We start from the raw sequence: 16,133 nt of genomic DNA, 5'->3' as shown, positions 1-16,133 counted from the left end.
AATGAATTATATTATTTTATTATATTTTATTTAAATTTTTTTATAAAAATCTATAATTTTTATGCATTCTAGTGCTTCTTTAACATCATGAACTCTAATTAATTTTACTACATCTTTTATTAACGCTATTGTATGTATAATAGAAGTTGCATTTAATAAATTTTTATTGTTATATATTTTTAATAAATTTTTTATCATTGATTTTCTAGATATTCCTATTAATATTAAATAATCTTTAAAACCAAATAAATTTATATGTTTTAATAATTGAAAATTTTGTTTAATTGTTTTTCCAAATCCAAATCCAGGATCTAAAATAATGTCATTTATTCCATATTTTTTCAATAAGAAAATTTTTTTTGAAAAAAATTTATTTATTTCTATTATTATATTTTCTTTATAGAAAATATTTTTTTGCATATATTCTGGAATTCCTTTCATATGATTTAATATGTATGGTATTTGGAATTTACTTATTATTGAATACATTTTTTTATCTAATTCACCTCCTGAAATATCATTAACAATAACAACTCCTGATTCTATTGCTTCTTTTGCAATTTTACTTCTAAACGTATCTATAGATATTAAAATTTTTGGAAAGTTTTTTATTATTGCTCTAATTGGATTTATTACTCTTTTTAATTCTTTTTCTTCTGATATTATTTTAGATCCTGGTTTAGTAGAACATCCTCCTATATCAACAATATCAACTCCACTTTTTATTAAAAATTCTACATGTTTCAATATTTTTAATTCTGAATCAAGAAAACCTCCATCATAAAAAGAATCAGGAGTTAAATTAACAATCCCCATAATTTTTGGTTTGTCAAATTTTAATAAAGTACCAGAACAATTTATTGTTATTAAATTATTTTTTATTGTATTTTAATTTTAGTTTAGTTATGAATTATAATTATATATATTTTTTTATTAAAAGATGTAAGAAAATTTTTTTCTATAAGTTAGAAAGTTATGGTTTATCGTGGAAAATTTTAAAAAATCATTCTATTATAGATCAAATTTTCATTAAAATTATCAGAATAAGAAATATTTCTTTAAAAGGATTTTATCACGTTAAAGGAGAAAATATATTAGATACATATATAGATATTATTAATTATTTATTAATTGCATTAATTAAATTAGATGTTTTTTATATAAAAAATAATAAAATATCAAATTATGATGTTATAAATTTTTATGAGAAAAATATAAGAAATACATTAAATATTATTAATAATATGAATTTTTGTATAAATTCTGATATAAATATTTTAATAAAAAAAATTTTAGATTTAAAGGAAAATTTAGATAGATTATCTAATAAAAAACTAAAAAAAATTTATTTTGAAATTTTAATTTATACTATTTTTTTAATAAAAAAAACGATCAACAATTCTTGTAATAAAATGTAATATGATGAAAAAAAAAATTATAGTTGCAAATTGGAAAATGAATTATGATTTACATGAAACTACTTCTTTTTTAAGAAATTTTTTAAAATATATTAATGAAAAAAAAATCTTTCATAATAAAGAAGTTATTATAGCCCCATCTTTTCCCTTTTTACATATATCTAATCAAATATCTCAAGGAACTTCATTAAAAATTGCAGCTCAAAATATTTATTTTAAAGAGAAAGGATCGTATACTGGAGAAATATCTGCATATATGTTGAAATCAATTGGTATAAATATAGTTATTATTGGACATAGTGAAAGAAGAAATATTTTTTTTGAAGATGAAAATTCTTTATTAAAAAAATTAAAAATAGCATTAAAACATAAAATAAAAGTTATATTTTGTATAGGAGAAACATATGAAGATAGAAATAAAAATAATCAATATTCAATTATTGAAAAACAATTAAATAATACAATATTTAATTGCTCTACAGATGAAATTAAATTAATTCATATAGCTTATGAACCTATATGGGCAATAGGAACAGGATCAACAGCAACTATTAATCAAATAAAAAAAATGCATAAATTTATTAGAAATATTTTTAACAAAAAATATGGAAATTTTATTTCTAATAAAATATCTATTTTATACGGTGGAAGCATTAATCATTTAAATGCAAAAGATATTATATATAGTGATAATGTTGATGGAGGATTAATAGGGAAATCATCTCTTAAGATTGAACAATTTTTAAAAATTGTTCAATCTTAATTTTTTTATATTTGTAATTATAGGCCTCGTAGCTCAAATGGATAGAGCATCTGATTACGGATCAGAAGGTTATGGGTTCAAATCCCTTCGAGGTCTTTTTATTTTTTTACCCTAAATAAGGTTTTAATATTTTACTTCTTGATGAATGTTTTAATCTTTTTAAAGCAATACTTTCTATTTGTCTTACTCTTTCTCTTGTTAAATCACAAAATTTACCTACTTCTTCTAAAGTCATTGGTGGAGATCCATTTAATCCAAAATGCAAAACAATAACCTTTCGTTCTCTTTCACTTAGTGTTTCTAAAATTCTTTTTATATCCTTTTTCAAGGATTCTTTTTCTAAAAATTCATCTGGACGAGGTGATTCATTTGATCTTACTAAATCATATAAATTAGAATCTTCCCCTTCTACTAATGGTGCATCCATAGAAATATGTCTACCAGAATTTTTTATAGAATCTTCAACTTCTTTTTCATTCATTTTTAAATAATCCGCTATTTCTCTTATAGAAGGAGTTCTATGTAATTCTTGTTCTAATTGAGCAAGAGTTTTTAATATTTTATTTAATAATGCTAATTTATTTGTTGGCTGTCTTATAGAACGTGATTGTTCTGCAATAGCTTGTAGTATTGCTTGTCTTATCCACCATACAACATATGAAATGCATTTAAATCCTCTGGTTTCGTCGAATCTTAATATTCCTTTTATTAATCCTAAATTTCCTTCATTAATTAAATCACATAAACTTAATCCTTGATTTTGATATTGTTTAGCCACTGATACCACAAAACGTAAGTTAGCATTTACTAATTTATTAATAGCTGAACTATCTCCATTTCTTGCTTTTCTAGCGTATTCTACTTCTTCTTCAGGAGTTAATAATGGTATTTTTCCAATTTCATGAAGATATTTATCTAATGATTCAGATTCTCTATTTGTTACTTGTTTAGTAATTTTAAGTTGTCTCATATAATCATATTATTTTACTAATTCATTTTTTTATTTGGACGAGGAATAAGTACTTTTCTAGATAATTTCATTCTCCTATTTTTTTCATCCATTTCCATTATTTTAACATCAATCATATCACCTATATTTAATTCTTCTTCTATTTTATTTAATCTTTTCCATCCTATTTCTGAAATATGTAATAATCCTTCAACTCCTTTTGATATCTCTACAAATGCCCCAAAATTTTTTATTGATTTTACTTTTGCTTTATAAACTTTTCCTATTTTTGGAATAAATGTAATTTCTTTAATTATATTAATTGCATTTTCTATATTTTCGTAAGTTTTTCCTACAATCTCTATGTAACCAAATTTATCTTTTTCTTCAATAACAATATTAGTATTAGTACGTGATTGTATATCTTGAATTATTCTTCCTCCTGGCCCAATAACTGATCCTATAAAATTTTTTGGGATATCCAACGTATATATTTTTGGCGTATTTGGTTTCATTTTTTTTCTATATTTAGGTAAAGTTTTAATCATTTTATCTAAAATAAAAAGTCTACCTTCTAAAGCTTGCATTAAAATTTTTTTTAAAATATCATATGTTATTTTTTTAGAATTTTTTATGTCCATTTGACAAGCAGTAATACCATTTTTTGTCCCTGTTATCTTAAAATCTAAATCTCCAAAATAATCTTCTTCCCCTAAAATGTCTGAAATAATTATTTTTTTATCATCTTCCATAATTAATCCCATTGATATACCTGATACAGGATTTTTTATAGATATTCCAGCGTCCATTAATGCTAAGCTAGCAGCGCAAACTGTAGCCATAGATGATGATCCATTAGATTCTAATATATCTGATACAACTCTAATTGTATAAGGACTATCAGGAATAATATTTTTTAACGCTCTTTGTGCTAAATTTCCATGACCTACTTCACGTCTACTTACTCCTCTAATATGACGTATTTCACCTGTTGAAAAAGGAGGAAAATTATAATGTAAATAGAACTTTTCATTATTTTCCATTATTACATTATCAATTTTATTTGCATCTAATGATGATCCTAATGTTACTGTAGTTAAAGATTGAGTTTCTCCTCTTGAGAACAAGGCTGAACCATGTACTCCAGGCAAATAATTTACATAGCTATGTATTGAACGAATTTCTCTATTTTTTCTTCCATCAATTCTAATTCCTTTTTCTATTAATAATTTTCTTATTAATTTTTTTTTAATTTTTTCATAAGATTGATTAATTAAAAAATCTTTTTCTTCTATTTCTTTTTCTGTAAAAAATTTATTTTTAAATTCATTTAATAATAAATTTTCTTTTATAAGTCTATTTTTTTTATTAAAATTATTTTTATATATATTTTTAATTTTTTCTGTAAAAAAATTATTTGCTTTTTCTTCTAATAAAATATTTATTTCATTCTCTTCTGAAGATTTTATTTCTTTATTTATTTTTTGTTTATTGATTTTTTTTATTAGTTTATTTTGTGCCTCAATTTGTTTTTTTATTTCTTCATGAGCTTTTTCTAAAATTTCTAAAAATTCTATTTCTAGTATCTCTTTCATTTCTCCTTCAACCATAATAATAGAATCATTAGACCCCCCTACAACTAAATCTATATCTGCTTCTTTTAATTGTTCTAAACTTGGATTAATAAAAAATTTTTTTCCAGATCTAATTATTCGTACTTCAGATATAGGTCCATTAAATGGGATATTGGAGACAGATAAGGCTGCGGATGCAGCTAATCCTGCTAATCCATCCGGTAATACAGTTTTATCGTAAGATAAAAGAGATATCATAATTTGTATTTCCTTATTTAAAATATTTGGAAACATAGGCCTTAATCCTCTATCTACTAATCTCATTGTTAAGATTTCTTCATTAGACGGTCTTCCTTCTCTTTTTATGAATCCTCCAGGTATTTTACCTCCTGCATAATATTTTTCTCTATAATCTATTGTTAATGGGAAAAAATTTATTTCTTTTTTTATTTTCGAAGTAGATGATACTACTGTGGCTAATAGCATAGTATCATTCACACGAACTGTAGCAGAACCATCCGCTTGTTTAGCAAGACATCCTGTTTCTATAATTATTTTTCTACCATCTTCCAAAGATATGGACTCTTTTATAATTTTTGACATACATTTTTCTTTGAATTAGAAAAAAAGTTACTTTCTTAATTTTAAATGTTTAATAATATCTTTATAATTATTTATATCTATTTTTTCAATATATTTTAATAATTTTTTTCTTTTACCTACTAATTTTATTAATGCTCTTTCTGTATTAAAATCTTTTTTATTTTTTTCAAGATGATTATTTAAATAATTAATTCTATATGTAAATAAAGCAATTTGTACTTTAGATGATCCAGTATCGTATATAGATTTACCATAATTTTTAAATATTTCTTTTTTTTTATCTTTTGAATACATAATCTTATTTTTTATTATTTATTCTAATTATAGAATCAATATATTTTCTATCATTAGATAAACGTGGAATTTTGTTTTGTCCACCTAGTTTATTTTTTAATTTTAACCAATCATAAAATAACCCATTTCTAGCAACATGTATTATTGGAGGACGTAAAATAATATCTTTATATCGTTTTATTTCATAATCAGAATTTAAATTTTGTAATTCTTTATCCAAAATATCTATAAAGTTGTAAATGTTTTTGGGATGTTTTTTAAACTCTATAATCCATTCGTGAGCTCCAGATTTTCCTTTATTAATATAAATAGGTCCAGCAGTATATTCTTGCAATATAGAATCTGTTTTTATACAAGTAGTTTTTAATGCTTTATCAGCATTTTCTACAATTAATTCTTCTCCAAAACAATTAATATATTGGGTGGTTCTTCCAGAGATTATAATTTTATATGGAGATAAATTAGTAAATTTTACTATATCTCCTATAATATATCTCCATAGACCAGCATTTGTAGAAATAACCATAGCATAATTTTTATTTAATTTTACTTCACCTATAGATAATATTTTTGGATTATTATTATTAATATCTTCAATAGGAATAAATTCATAAAAAATTCCATTATTTAATAATAATAAAAGATCTTCTATTTTATTTTCATTTTGAATAGCAAAGAAACCTTCTGATGCACTGTAAATATTATAATAATTTATTTCTTTATTAAATAATTTATTATATTGTAGTATGTATGGATTTAAACTAACTCCTCCATGGAATATTACTTCCATATTTGGCCATATTTCATTAATGTTTTTTTTGTTATATTTTTTTAATAAACGATCAAGAAAAATTAATAACCAAGAACATACTCCTAATAATATACGAACATCTTCTTTAACTGTTATTTTAATTAAATTTTTTAATTTATTATCCCATTCACTCATTAGTGCAATTTTTTTTCTTGGAGTACAAATAATTTCTGCCCAAAATGGTAAATTTTTTATTAATATAGAAGATAAATCACCATGAAAATTATTATACATTTTGTATAGTTCATAACTACCTCCTAGACGCAAAGCTTTTCCTAAAAAAATTTTTGTTTTTGGATTATTATCTATATAAATAGATAACATATCTTTTCCTGATTTATAATGTGAATTCATAGACTGTAACGTTACAGGTATGTATTTACTTTTTGTGTTTGTTGTACCTGAAGATCTAGCAAACCATTTAACTTTTCCAGGCCATAATACATCTTTTTCTCCCTTTCTAACTCTATTTATAGTTTGTTTTATGTCGGAATATTTGCATATTGGGATTCTTTCAAAAAAATTTTTGTAATTTTTTATTTCATTTAATTTATATTTTTTTCCAAATTCTGTATTTCTAGCATATAATAATAATTTATTTAATATTTTATTTTGAATTTCTATAGGATAATTAATAGTAAATTCTATATTTTTTATTCTTCTTTTTAAAAAAGAAGATGTTATATAATTAGATATGTATTTAATCATTAATAAACTTAATTAATATTTTTTTCTAATAAATATATTGAAGCTACTCCAAATGTCAATTTTTTTATATGTATCAATCTAAAATTTTTACTTTGAAAAAATTTTTTCATTTTTTCTCCATTAAAATAAAATGAAAAATAATTTATTGATTCTTTTAAATAATTATAAGCATTATAATTTTTAGATAAAAATCCTCCTATTTTAATCATAATAAATTTATTGTATAAATGATAAATTTTTCTGATAAAAAAGTTATCTGGTCTGGAAAATTCTAATATTATTAGTTTTCCATATAATTTCATTACTCTATATATTTCTTTTAAAGATTCATTAAGAAATTGAAAATTTCTTAATCCAAAAGAAATAGTTATAATGTCAAAAGTATTATCATCGAATGGTATATTTTGAGAATATCCTTTAATGAATAATATTTTATTTAAACAATTATTGTATTTTTTTAATTTTTTAATTGCTACTTTTAACATTTTTTCAGATGGATCTAGTCCAATAATTTTAGATCTATAAAATTCATTGCAAAGTAGAAAAGATAATTCACCTGTTCCAGAAGCTATATCTAATATTTTTATATTTCTATAATTTTTTTTTAAAAAAAATTTTTTTAAAATATTAATAACCTTTTTTCTCCATAAAGAATCTAATCCAAATGATAAAATATTGTTAATCATATCATATTCTTCAGATATGTTATCAAACATATCTTTTAATTTTTTTTCTAATTCAAAATTATTCATTAGTATAAAATTATAAACATAGGTAATAATTATTATTGATTTTATTTTTATATTAATTTTTTATAAAAATTATTATTGATGATTATATCAATCATTAAAGGAACTGGGCATTATTTGCCAAAAAAAGTTATAAAAAACAAATATTTTTTAAATTTTAAATTTTATAATAAAGGAGGATTAAAAATTAATAAGTCTAATAAAGAAATTATTAATAAATTTAAAAATATAACAGAAATAGAAGAAAGAAGATATGTAGAAAAAAATATTTTAAATTCAGATATTGCAGCAATTGCTGCAAAAGGAGCATTAACAAATTCAAATATTAATAAGGAAGAATTAGATTATATTATATCAGCTCATAATTATGGAGATATTAATCATAATTCTTTTCAATCTGATCTTGTTCCATCTATTGCGGCTAAAGTAAAAAATAAACTTCAAATTAAAAATAATAAATGTAGACCATATGATATGATTTTTGGATGTCCAGGATGGATAGAAGGTATGATTTTAGCTGATAAACTTTTAAAATCAAAATACGCTAAAAATATATTAATAACTGGATCAGAAACCTTGTCTAAGGTTATTGATCCGCATGATAAAAATTCTATGATATTTTCTGATGGTGCAGGTGCAGCAATTTTATCTTCAATTAGTATTAAAAATTTAAATGAAAAATTTGGAGTTATTGGTTATGATAGCCAGTGTGATAATAATAATGAATTGAATTATTTATCAAATGGACCATCTATAAATTTAAATTATAAAAAATCTTTAGTTAATATTAAAATGAATGGAAGAAAAATTTATGAATATGCAATTACTGAAATGCCAAAAATGTTAAAAAAAATTATTGATAATAATAACTTTCATTTAAAAGATATAAAAAAAATATTAATTCATCAAGCTAATGCAAAAATGGATTATGCTATTTTAAATAGATTATTAAAATTATATAATTATGATTTAGATAATAATTTTTGTAAAAAAATTATGCCAATGACTATTCAAAAATTTGGAAATTCTTCTGTTGCTACTGTACCTACTATATTAGACTTAATATTAAAAAAAAAAATGTTACCACATAAAATTAATCCTGGAGATGTTATATTAATGGCTTCTTTAGGTGCTGGAATGAATATAAATGGTATTATTTATCGTTTTCAAAAATAAAATAATTTATATATGAAAAAAAAAATACATCCTGAAAATTATAGACTTGTTGTTTTTAAAGATATTAATAATGATAAAATTATTATGTGTAAATCAACTGTAAATACTAAAGAATATATAAAAATAAAAGGAAAAGATTATCCGTTATATAAAATGGAAATATCTAGTTATTCTCATCCATTTTTTACTGGAGAAAAAAGATTTTTTGGTAAAACAGGACCAGCTGAAAAATTTAAAAAGAAATATGAAAAATACAATAAATTAAAAAAAAAACGATAATATGAATTTTATATTATACGATGATTCAGTTATATGGAATAATCTATTACCATTAACTTTTACTAGACCAATATCAGAAATAAAATTTGGTATTTTAACTATAAAAGAAAGATGGGAAAAATTTATAGGAAAAAATATAAATTATTTATTTACTAAATCGTATTTATTACGAAAATATTCTATAGATAAAGATAATCTACCTTTTAATGATATATTATTAATAAATTCTTCATATTTACCTAATGAAAATATTGTTGATATAATTAAATTAATGAAATATGATGAAGCTATATTATATAAAAATAAAATTGTAGTAATAAAAAAAAAACGTTTTTCTTATGAAGATTATGAAAAAAATTTTTTAGAAAAAATAAAATATAATAGAATCTATAAAGTAGATAAGTTAATTTGTATTAAAAATATTTGGGATATTTTTACAAAAAATTCGTTTTTTTTAAATGAAGATTTTTTTTTATTAACAAAAGGTAAGAAATCTAATTTTTTATTAGGTAATAATATTATTTTAAATAATAAAAAAATTTTTTTGCAAGACAATTTAGAATGTAATAATGTTGTACTAAATGCAAAAAATGGACCTATATATATTGAAAAAGAAGTAACTTTAATGGAAGGAACTGTAATAAGAGGTCCTGCTTTTATTGGAAGAAATTCCACCCTAAATATAGGAACAAAAATATATGGTGGAACGACTATAGGTTCATTTTGTAAAATCGGAGGAGAAATTAATAATTCAATATTTTTTTCTTTTTCTAATAAATCTCATAATGGTTTCGTAGGTAATTCTATATTAGGAGAATGGTGTAATTTAGGGGCTGGAACTAATGTTTCAAACTTAAGAAATGATTATGCTAATTCAACTGTATGGAATTATAAAGAAAAAAATTTCATTCCTACTGGAATAAAATTTTTTGGTATGATAATGGGTGATCATTCAAAATCATCTATAAATACTAAATTTAATACAGCTACAATAGTAGGGGTTGGATCAAATATTTTTGGATATGGATTTCCTCCTAGATATATTCCCTCTTTTTCTTTAGGAGGAATACAAAATAATAAAAAAATTCCATTTAAAGAAATATGTAAAACTGCATATATAGTTATGAACAGAAGAGGAAAAATTTTTTCTTTTTTGGAAAAAGAAATATTAGAATACTTGTATAATTCGTAAAATTAATTTACAATACTAAAAATTTTATTTAATGTTGAAACATAATTTAGGATTTCCTAGAATAGGAAAAGGTAGAGAATTGAAAATAGCTTGTGAAAAATATTGGTCCAATAATATTGATTATCTTACTTTATTTAATGTAGGAAAAAAAATACGAAAAGAAAATTGGGATATTCAAATAAAATCTAATTTAGATATAATTCCATGTAATGATTTTAGTTTTTATGACCACGTTTTAGATTTATCTATTTTAATAGGTGTTGTTCCTGAATCATATTTAATTCCAAAATTCAAAAATATAATTGATTTATATTTCTCTATGGCTAGAGGATATCAAGATAATAAATTTGATATTAAAGCTATGGAAATGACTAAATGGTTTAATACTAATTATCATTATATTGTTCCAGAATTTACTAAAAATCAAAAATTTTTTCTTTACTCAAAAAAAATTTTTTATGAAATAGAAGAATTAAAAAATATATTAAATTCATATGATAAAATTAAACCTGTTTTAATAGGTCCAGTATCTTATCTTTTTTTAGGTAAAGAAAAAGATACTTCATTTAATAAAATGGATTTAATTGATAATATTGTAACTATTTATATAAAAATTATTGATATTTTAATTAGTAAAAATATAAAATGGGTTCAGCTAGATGAACCTATACTTTCTTTAGATTTGTCAGATCGTGAAAAAACATCAATAAAATATGCTTATAAAAAGATATATAAACATTTTCATAATAGTGATACAAAAATTTTATTAACATCTTATTTTGATGGAATTTCCGATAATCTAAATATTTTTAATGAATTTTATAAATATATAGATGCTATACATATAGATTTAGTAGAAGATCCTAATCAATTAGATAAAGTTCTATCTTTTATTAAAGAATCTAAAACAATATTATCTCTAGGGATAATTAATGGAAGAAATATATGGAAAAATTTATATCATAACTCAGTAAAAAAAATAGAGAAATCTATAAGTTCAATCGGGGAAGATCGCGTTATGATTGCTCCTAACTGTTCTTTATTACATGTACCAATTGATTTAGAAGATGAGAAATATATTCATTATGATATAAAAAACAAAATGTCTTTTGCAAAACAAAAAATTTATGAACTAAATGATTTAGAAAAAATTATAAAAGGAGATAAAAATATATTATTTAACAATTCGTCAACTATTAATTTTAAATCTAATATTATTTATAATAAAGAAATACAAAAAAGATCTTATTATAGCAAAGACTTAAAAAGAAAAAATATTTTTTCAATAAGACAAAAAAAACAACGTAAAATTTTTAATTTACCATTATTTCCAACTACGACTATTGGTTCTTTTCCACAAACCAAAGAAATTAGAATAACAAGAAATAAATTTATAAGAAAACAATTATGTAAGAAAGAATACGAAAAAAAAATAAAAAAATATATTTTAGATGTTATAAAAAAACAAGAAAATATTGGTTTAGATGTTTTAGTACATGGAGAATTTGAAAGAAACGATATGGTAGAATTTTTTTCAGAAAAATTGAATGGAATGCTATCAACTAATAATGGTTGGGTTCAAAGTTATGGTAGTAGATGTGTAAAACCCCCAATTATATATGGAGATATAAGTAGAAATAAGGAATTAACTGTTGATTGGATTTGTTATGCACAATCTAAAACTAAAAAACTAGTAAAAGGTATGTTAACTGGTCCTGTTACAATATTAAAATGGTCTTTTGTAAGAGATGATCAATCATTATATAAAACTTCATATCAAATAGCTTGGGCTATCAGAGATGAAGTTTTATCTTTAGAAAAGTATGGAATTAAAATTATTCAAATAGATGAACCAGCATTAAGGGAAGGATTACCATTAAAAAAGAAAAACTGGAAATCATACTTCGATTGGTCTATTAAATCATTTCATATTGCATCTAGTGGTGTAAAAGACGAGACACAAATACATACTCATATGTGTTATAGTGAATTCAACGATATAATTAAAGAAATATCAGATTTAGATGCAGATGTAATTACTATAGAAAGTTCTAGATCGAATATGGAATTATTGAAAATTTTCTCTATATTTTCTTATCCAAATCAAATAGGACCCGGAATATACGATATTCATTCTCCAAGAATTCCTACTGAAAAAGAAATATTTAATTTAATTAAAAAAGCATGTAATTTTTTACCAAAAGAAAACATTTGGATAAATCCAGATTGTGGATTAAAAACTAGAACTTGGAATGAAGCAGTAGAATCCATTAAAAATATGGTTAAAGCTGCAAAAATTGCAAGAATTAAATTAATTTAATAAATGGATTTATATAATATGAGTCTTATACAAAGAGAAAAAATAGTAAAAAATGAATTTAAATCTCTTAATAATTGGGAAGAGAAATATCAATTTCTGATTGATTTGGGAGATGAATTAAAAAAAAAGTCTGATAAATTTAGATCAAATGATAAATTGATACAAGGTTGTCAATCTATGGTATGGCTAGAGGCTAAATTTAAAAATAAAAAAATTTTTTTTTATGCTGATAGTGATGCTTTATTACCAAAAGGTATGATAGCTCTTATGATAAAATTATATTCTGGATTATTTCCTGATGAAATAATTAATTCAAATAATAGTATTATTTATGAAATAGGATTAACAACATTTTTATCTCCTATTCGTTCAAATGGATTATTACTTTTTTTAAAAAAAATAAAATTTTATTCTAAATATTTTAGTAAGAAAGATAAAAATGTTTTGTACAATAAATCCTGAAAATAATAAAGTTATAAATAAATATTTCTTTCTTTCTAAAAAAGAAATTGAAAATAAATTAATAATATCTAATAATGCATTCCAAAAATGGAAAAATATATATTATAATATTAAAATTAAATATATAAAAAAATTATATTTTTTAATACTTAAAAATAAAGATTATATAGCAAAGATAATAACCCAAGAAATGGGAAAACCAATAAAAGAATCTGAATCAGAAATTGATAAAAGTATTAATTTATGTAAATATTATTGTAATATAAAAAATATTAATACTACTAAAAAAATATGTGATGAAAAATATTATAAATCATATATTAGATATGAACCATTAGGTTCTATATTAGGTATTACACCATGGAATTATCCTATTTGGCAAATTATAAGATTTTCTATTCCTAATTTAATATTAGGAAATGTAATTTTAGTAAAACCATCTATAAATACATCTGGTACTTCTATATTTTTGGAAAAATTATTTTATATTTCTGGATTTACTATTGGATCATTTCAAATATTATTAATAAAAGATTCAGATATAAATAACGTAATATCTAGCGATGTAGTACACGGAATATCATTTACTGGTAGTACCAACTCTGGAAAAACTATAGGTTCTATATCCGGAAAAAATATAAAAAAATCAATTATGGAGTTAGGAGGGAATGATGCATTTGTTGTCTTAAAAGACACTAAAAATAATCTTAAAAAAATAGCAAAATTAGCAACAATATCAAGATTAAATAATACAGGACAATCTTGTATATCTGCAAAAAGATTTATAGTAGATAAAGATATAATAAATGATTTTATTGATTTAATTATATACGAAATGAAAAAATTTAAAAAAGGTAATTTATATGATAAAGATACAAGAATAGGATATATTTCTAGATCTGATTTATCAGATAAATTGTATAATCAATATAAAAAAATTTTATTAAATGGAGGAAAAATATGTTTAAGAACTAAAAGAAATAGAAATTTTTTTTCTCCATCTTTAATACAGGTTAATAAAGAAAATAAAATTTTAAATAAAGAAGAATTATTTGGACCAATAGCATTAATTATTCCTTTTTATAAAGAAAAAGAGATTATTAATATAGTTAATAATACTATTTATGGACTAGGTACTTCTATTTGGACAAATGATATAGAAAAAGCAGAAAAACTATCTTACAAAATTAATTCTGGAATGGTATTTATTAATAAAGTCGTAGAATCATCGCCTATATTCCCTTTTGGAGGAGTAAAAAAATCAGGTTATGGTAGAGAGTTATCTCTTTATTCTATAAATGAATTTTCCAATTGTAAAACAATAGTAATAAATAAATTATAATATTGTTTTTCTCATTCTTGCTACAGGTATTTTCATTTGATTTCTATATTTTGCTATTGTTCTTCTTGCTACAAGATAACCATTCTTTTTAAGAATTTTTGATAATTTTTCATCAGTTAAAGGATTTTCTTTATTTTCATTTGAAATATATTCACCTAAAAAATTTTTAATTTCAATAGAAGAAATATCTTTTCCATATTTGTTTTTCATTTTTTCAGAAAAAAATTTTTTTATTAAAAATGTTCCATATGGTGTACTAACATATTTACTGTTGGCAACACGTGAAACTGTTGATATATCTAATCCAGTTTTTTTTGAAATATTTTTTAATATCATTGGTTTTATTTTAACAGGATCACCAGTCATAAAATATTCTTTTTGATAATCCATTATAGTATTCATAGTTAACATTAATGTATTTTTACGTTGTTTTATAGCGTCAACAAACCATTTTGCAGAATCTATTTTATTCTTAATAAATACCAAAGTTTTATTATCATTTTTTCCTTTATTATTTTTATATTTTTTTAGCATATTTAAATATATATTGGAAATTCTTAATTCTGGTGTATTTCCTTGATTCAAGGTTAATTCTAATTTTTCGTCTACTATAGATATAGTAAAATCTGGAATAATATAATCTAATATTTTATAATTTTCAGAATACATTTTTCCTGGTTTAGGATTAAGTTTTTTTATTAAAAAAAATACATTTTTTAGTTTTTTACTACTTATTCTCAATTTTTTTTGTAATTTTTTGTAATGTTTTTTAATAAAAGATTCAAAATTATTTTTTATAATTTCTATTGCAATAGAATTATACTCAAAAGATATATTTTTATTCATGTTTAATTGTATTAATAAACATTCTTGTAAATTTCTAGATCCTATTCCAATAGGTTCCAATTTCTGTATGTATTTTACAATTAATTGCTCTATCTTTTCTTTACTAACTGATTTTCCTAATACAATAAAAATATCATTAGATAATAATTCATTTTTTCTTCTTAAATATCCATCATCATCTATATTTCCTAATATAAAATCAGCTATAGATATATCATTTTTATTTAAACGAAATGTATGTAATTGATTTTTTAAATATTCTTGAAATGAGTATTTAGATGTAATAGTTGGTATATAATTATTTTTTATTATAATATTATGATTATTTACTAATTTGAATTCTTCTAACTCATCATCACTTAAATAAGTAAGATATTCATCAATATCTGATATTTCAGATTCTTTATTAGTTTCAATATTAGAATCTTTTTCATCTAAAAATTCTGTATTATTTTTTTCATCAAAAATCTCATCTTCACAAAAAGAATATGTCTCTTCTTCAAGAGCAGGGTTATTATCCAATTCTTGTCTAACTTTTTGTTCAAAATCTAAAACAGATAATTGAACTAATTTCATCAATTTTATTTGTTTAGGTGATAATTTATGTTGACCTTTTTGGTATAATTGTTGTTTTAACATTATTAAAA

15 protein-coding genes and 1 tRNA gene are annotated in these 16,133 nt (G+C 21.4%); 9 read left to right on the top strand and 7 right to left on the bottom strand.

The features are described 5' to 3' along the window. Positions 1-30 precede the first annotated feature (30 nt). A complete protein-coding gene (gene folP, locus H0H34_RS02505) occupies positions 31-867 on the bottom strand; it encodes a dihydropteroate synthase (protein WP_185873583.1) in 837 nt (278 codons plus the stop codon). A gap of 38 nt (positions 868-905) precedes the next feature. Between folP and H0H34_RS02500 the strand changes: the two genes are divergently transcribed. The 3 genes from H0H34_RS02500 (at position 906) to H0H34_RS02490 (ending at position 2,277) form a co-directional block, all read left to right on the top strand. After that, the gene (locus tag H0H34_RS02500; RefSeq protein WP_185873246.1) at positions 906-1,418 is read left to right on the top strand and encodes a nucleotide modification associated domain-containing protein; all 513 of its coding nucleotides are present in this window, start codon (positions 906-908) and stop codon (positions 1,416-1,418) included. A gap of 1 nt (position 1,419) precedes the next feature. Then, on the top strand, positions 1,420-2,181 hold the full coding sequence (gene tpiA, locus H0H34_RS02495) for a triose-phosphate isomerase (RefSeq protein ID WP_317167291.1): 762 nt from the start codon (positions 1,420-1,422) through the stop codon (positions 2,179-2,181). A gap of 22 nt (positions 2,182-2,203) precedes the next feature. Continuing rightward, positions 2,204-2,277: transfer RNA gene (locus H0H34_RS02490), tRNA-Arg, on the top strand. A 10-nt stretch (positions 2,278-2,287) separates the two neighbouring features. Here H0H34_RS02490 and H0H34_RS02485 read toward each other — a convergent pair. Genes H0H34_RS02485 through ubiE form a run of 5 tightly spaced genes read right to left on the bottom strand, consistent with a single transcriptional unit; the run spans position 2,288 to position 7,872 of the window. After that, on the bottom strand, positions 2,288-3,151 hold the full coding sequence (locus tag H0H34_RS02485; protein ID WP_185873245.1) for a sigma-70 family RNA polymerase sigma factor: 864 nt from the start codon (positions 3,149-3,151) through the stop codon (positions 2,288-2,290). Positions 3,152-3,168: 17 nt separating this feature from the next. After that, positions 3,169-5,307: a polyribonucleotide nucleotidyltransferase gene (locus H0H34_RS02480; protein WP_185873244.1), complete on the bottom strand. Its 2,139-nt coding sequence runs from the start codon at positions 5,305-5,307 to the stop codon at positions 3,169-3,171. A gap of 27 nt (positions 5,308-5,334) precedes the next feature. After that, positions 5,335-5,601 carry a 30S ribosomal protein S15 gene (gene rpsO, locus H0H34_RS02475; protein ID WP_185873243.1) on the bottom strand — a complete coding sequence of 89 codons (267 nt, stop codon included), beginning with the start codon at positions 5,599-5,601 and terminating at the stop codon, positions 5,335-5,337. Between the two features lie 4 nt (positions 5,602-5,605). Continuing rightward, positions 5,606-7,120 (bottom strand): GH3 auxin-responsive promoter family protein, encoded by a 1,515-nt coding sequence (locus H0H34_RS02470; RefSeq protein WP_185873242.1) that lies wholly within the window; start codon positions 7,118-7,120, stop codon positions 5,606-5,608. An 8-nt stretch (positions 7,121-7,128) separates the two neighbouring features. Beyond that, positions 7,129-7,872: a bifunctional demethylmenaquinone methyltransferase/2-methoxy-6-polyprenyl-1,4-benzoquinol methylase UbiE gene (gene ubiE, locus H0H34_RS02465; RefSeq protein ID WP_185873241.1), complete on the bottom strand. Its 744-nt coding sequence runs from the start codon at positions 7,870-7,872 to the stop codon at positions 7,129-7,131. 78 nt (positions 7,873-7,950) lie between these two features. On the opposite strand from ubiE, the gene H0H34_RS02460 reads away from it, so the two are divergent. From H0H34_RS02460 to H0H34_RS02435, 6 genes are read left to right on the top strand one after another with little or no spacing between them, the layout of a single operon-like run. Next, positions 7,951-9,045, top strand: coding sequence for a 3-oxoacyl-ACP synthase III family protein (locus H0H34_RS02460; RefSeq protein WP_185873240.1), 1,095 nt, complete (start codon positions 7,951-7,953; stop codon positions 9,043-9,045). Positions 9,046-9,057: 12 nt separating this feature from the next. Then, positions 9,058-9,324: a type B 50S ribosomal protein L31 gene (locus tag H0H34_RS02455; protein ID WP_185873239.1), complete on the top strand. Its 267-nt coding sequence runs from the start codon at positions 9,058-9,060 to the stop codon at positions 9,322-9,324. A 1-nt stretch (position 9,325) separates the two neighbouring features. Further along, positions 9,326-10,516 carry a putative sugar nucleotidyl transferase gene (locus H0H34_RS02450; protein WP_185873238.1) on the top strand — a complete coding sequence of 397 codons (1,191 nt, stop codon included), beginning with the start codon at positions 9,326-9,328 and terminating at the stop codon, positions 10,514-10,516. 31 nt (positions 10,517-10,547) lie between these two features. Next, complete coding sequence (gene metE / locus H0H34_RS02445; protein WP_185873237.1) at positions 10,548-12,836, top strand: 5-methyltetrahydropteroyltriglutamate--homocysteine S-methyltransferase; 2,289 nt, start codon at positions 10,548-10,550, stop codon at positions 12,834-12,836. An 18-nt stretch (positions 12,837-12,854) separates the two neighbouring features. Next, complete coding sequence (locus H0H34_RS02440) at positions 12,855-13,298, top strand: SufE family protein (protein ID WP_185873236.1); 444 nt, start codon at positions 12,855-12,857, stop codon at positions 13,296-13,298. Continuing rightward, positions 13,276-14,640, top strand: a complete 1,365-nt coding sequence (locus H0H34_RS02435) for an aldehyde dehydrogenase family protein (protein ID WP_185873235.1) — start codon at positions 13,276-13,278, stop codon at positions 14,638-14,640. Before H0H34_RS02440 ends, H0H34_RS02435 begins: the two co-directional genes overlap by 23 nt. Here H0H34_RS02435 and rpoN read toward each other — a convergent pair. Further along, a complete protein-coding gene (gene rpoN, locus H0H34_RS02430; protein WP_185873234.1) occupies positions 14,635-16,125 on the bottom strand; it encodes an RNA polymerase factor sigma-54 in 1,491 nt (496 codons plus the stop codon). The genes H0H34_RS02435 and rpoN overlap by 6 nt on opposite strands. Between the last annotated feature and the right edge of the window lie 8 nt (positions 16,126-16,133).

Source organism: Blattabacterium cuenoti (assembly GCF_014252375.1).
GTDB lineage: Bacteria > Bacteroidota > Bacteroidia > Flavobacteriales > Blattabacteriaceae > Blattabacterium > Blattabacterium cuenoti_AH.
Note: the sequence above shows the minus strand (reverse complement) of the source record. Positions and strands in the feature narration are given on the sequence as shown.

What these genes read in the sequence shown, in the direction of transcription:
- H0H34_RS02450 (WP_185873238.1), top strand. Translation starts at nt 9,326, where the DNA reads ATGAATTTTATATTATACGATGATTCAGTTATATGGAATAATCTATTA.
- H0H34_RS02455 (WP_185873239.1), top strand. Translation starts at nt 9,058, where the DNA reads ATGAAAAAAAAAATACATCCTGAAAATTATAGACTTGTTGTTTTTAAA.
- tpiA (WP_317167291.1), top strand. Translation starts at nt 1,420, where the DNA reads ATGATGAAAAAAAAAATTATAGTTGCAAATTGGAAAATGAATTATGAT.
- H0H34_RS02500 (WP_185873246.1), top strand. Translation starts at nt 906, where the DNA reads ATGAATTATAATTATATATATTTTTTTATTAAAAGATGTAAGAAAATT.
- H0H34_RS02440 (WP_185873236.1), top strand. Translation starts at nt 12,855, where the DNA reads ATGAGTCTTATACAAAGAGAAAAAATAGTAAAAAATGAATTTAAATCT.
- H0H34_RS02460 (WP_185873240.1), top strand. Translation starts at nt 7,951, where the DNA reads ATGATTATATCAATCATTAAAGGAACTGGGCATTATTTGCCAAAAAAA.
- metE (WP_185873237.1), top strand. Translation starts at nt 10,548, where the DNA reads ATGTTGAAACATAATTTAGGATTTCCTAGAATAGGAAAAGGTAGAGAA.
- H0H34_RS02470 (WP_185873242.1), bottom strand. Translation starts at nt 7,120, where the DNA reads ATGATTAAATACATATCTAATTATATAACATCTTCTTTTTTAAAAAGA.
- H0H34_RS02435 (WP_185873235.1), top strand. Translation starts at nt 13,276, where the DNA reads ATGTTTTGTACAATAAATCCTGAAAATAATAAAGTTATAAATAAATAT.
- H0H34_RS02485 (WP_185873245.1), bottom strand. Translation starts at nt 3,151, where the DNA reads ATGAGACAACTTAAAATTACTAAACAAGTAACAAATAGAGAATCTGAA.
- ubiE (WP_185873241.1), bottom strand. Translation starts at nt 7,872, where the DNA reads ATGAATAATTTTGAATTAGAAAAAAAATTAAAAGATATGTTTGATAAC.
- H0H34_RS02480 (WP_185873244.1), bottom strand. Translation starts at nt 5,307, where the DNA reads ATGTCAAAAATTATAAAAGAGTCCATATCTTTGGAAGATGGTAGAAAA.
- rpoN (WP_185873234.1), bottom strand. Translation starts at nt 16,125, where the DNA reads ATGTTAAAACAACAATTATACCAAAAAGGTCAACATAAATTATCACCT.
- rpsO (WP_185873243.1), bottom strand. Translation starts at nt 5,601, where the DNA reads ATGTATTCAAAAGATAAAAAAAAAGAAATATTTAAAAATTATGGTAAA.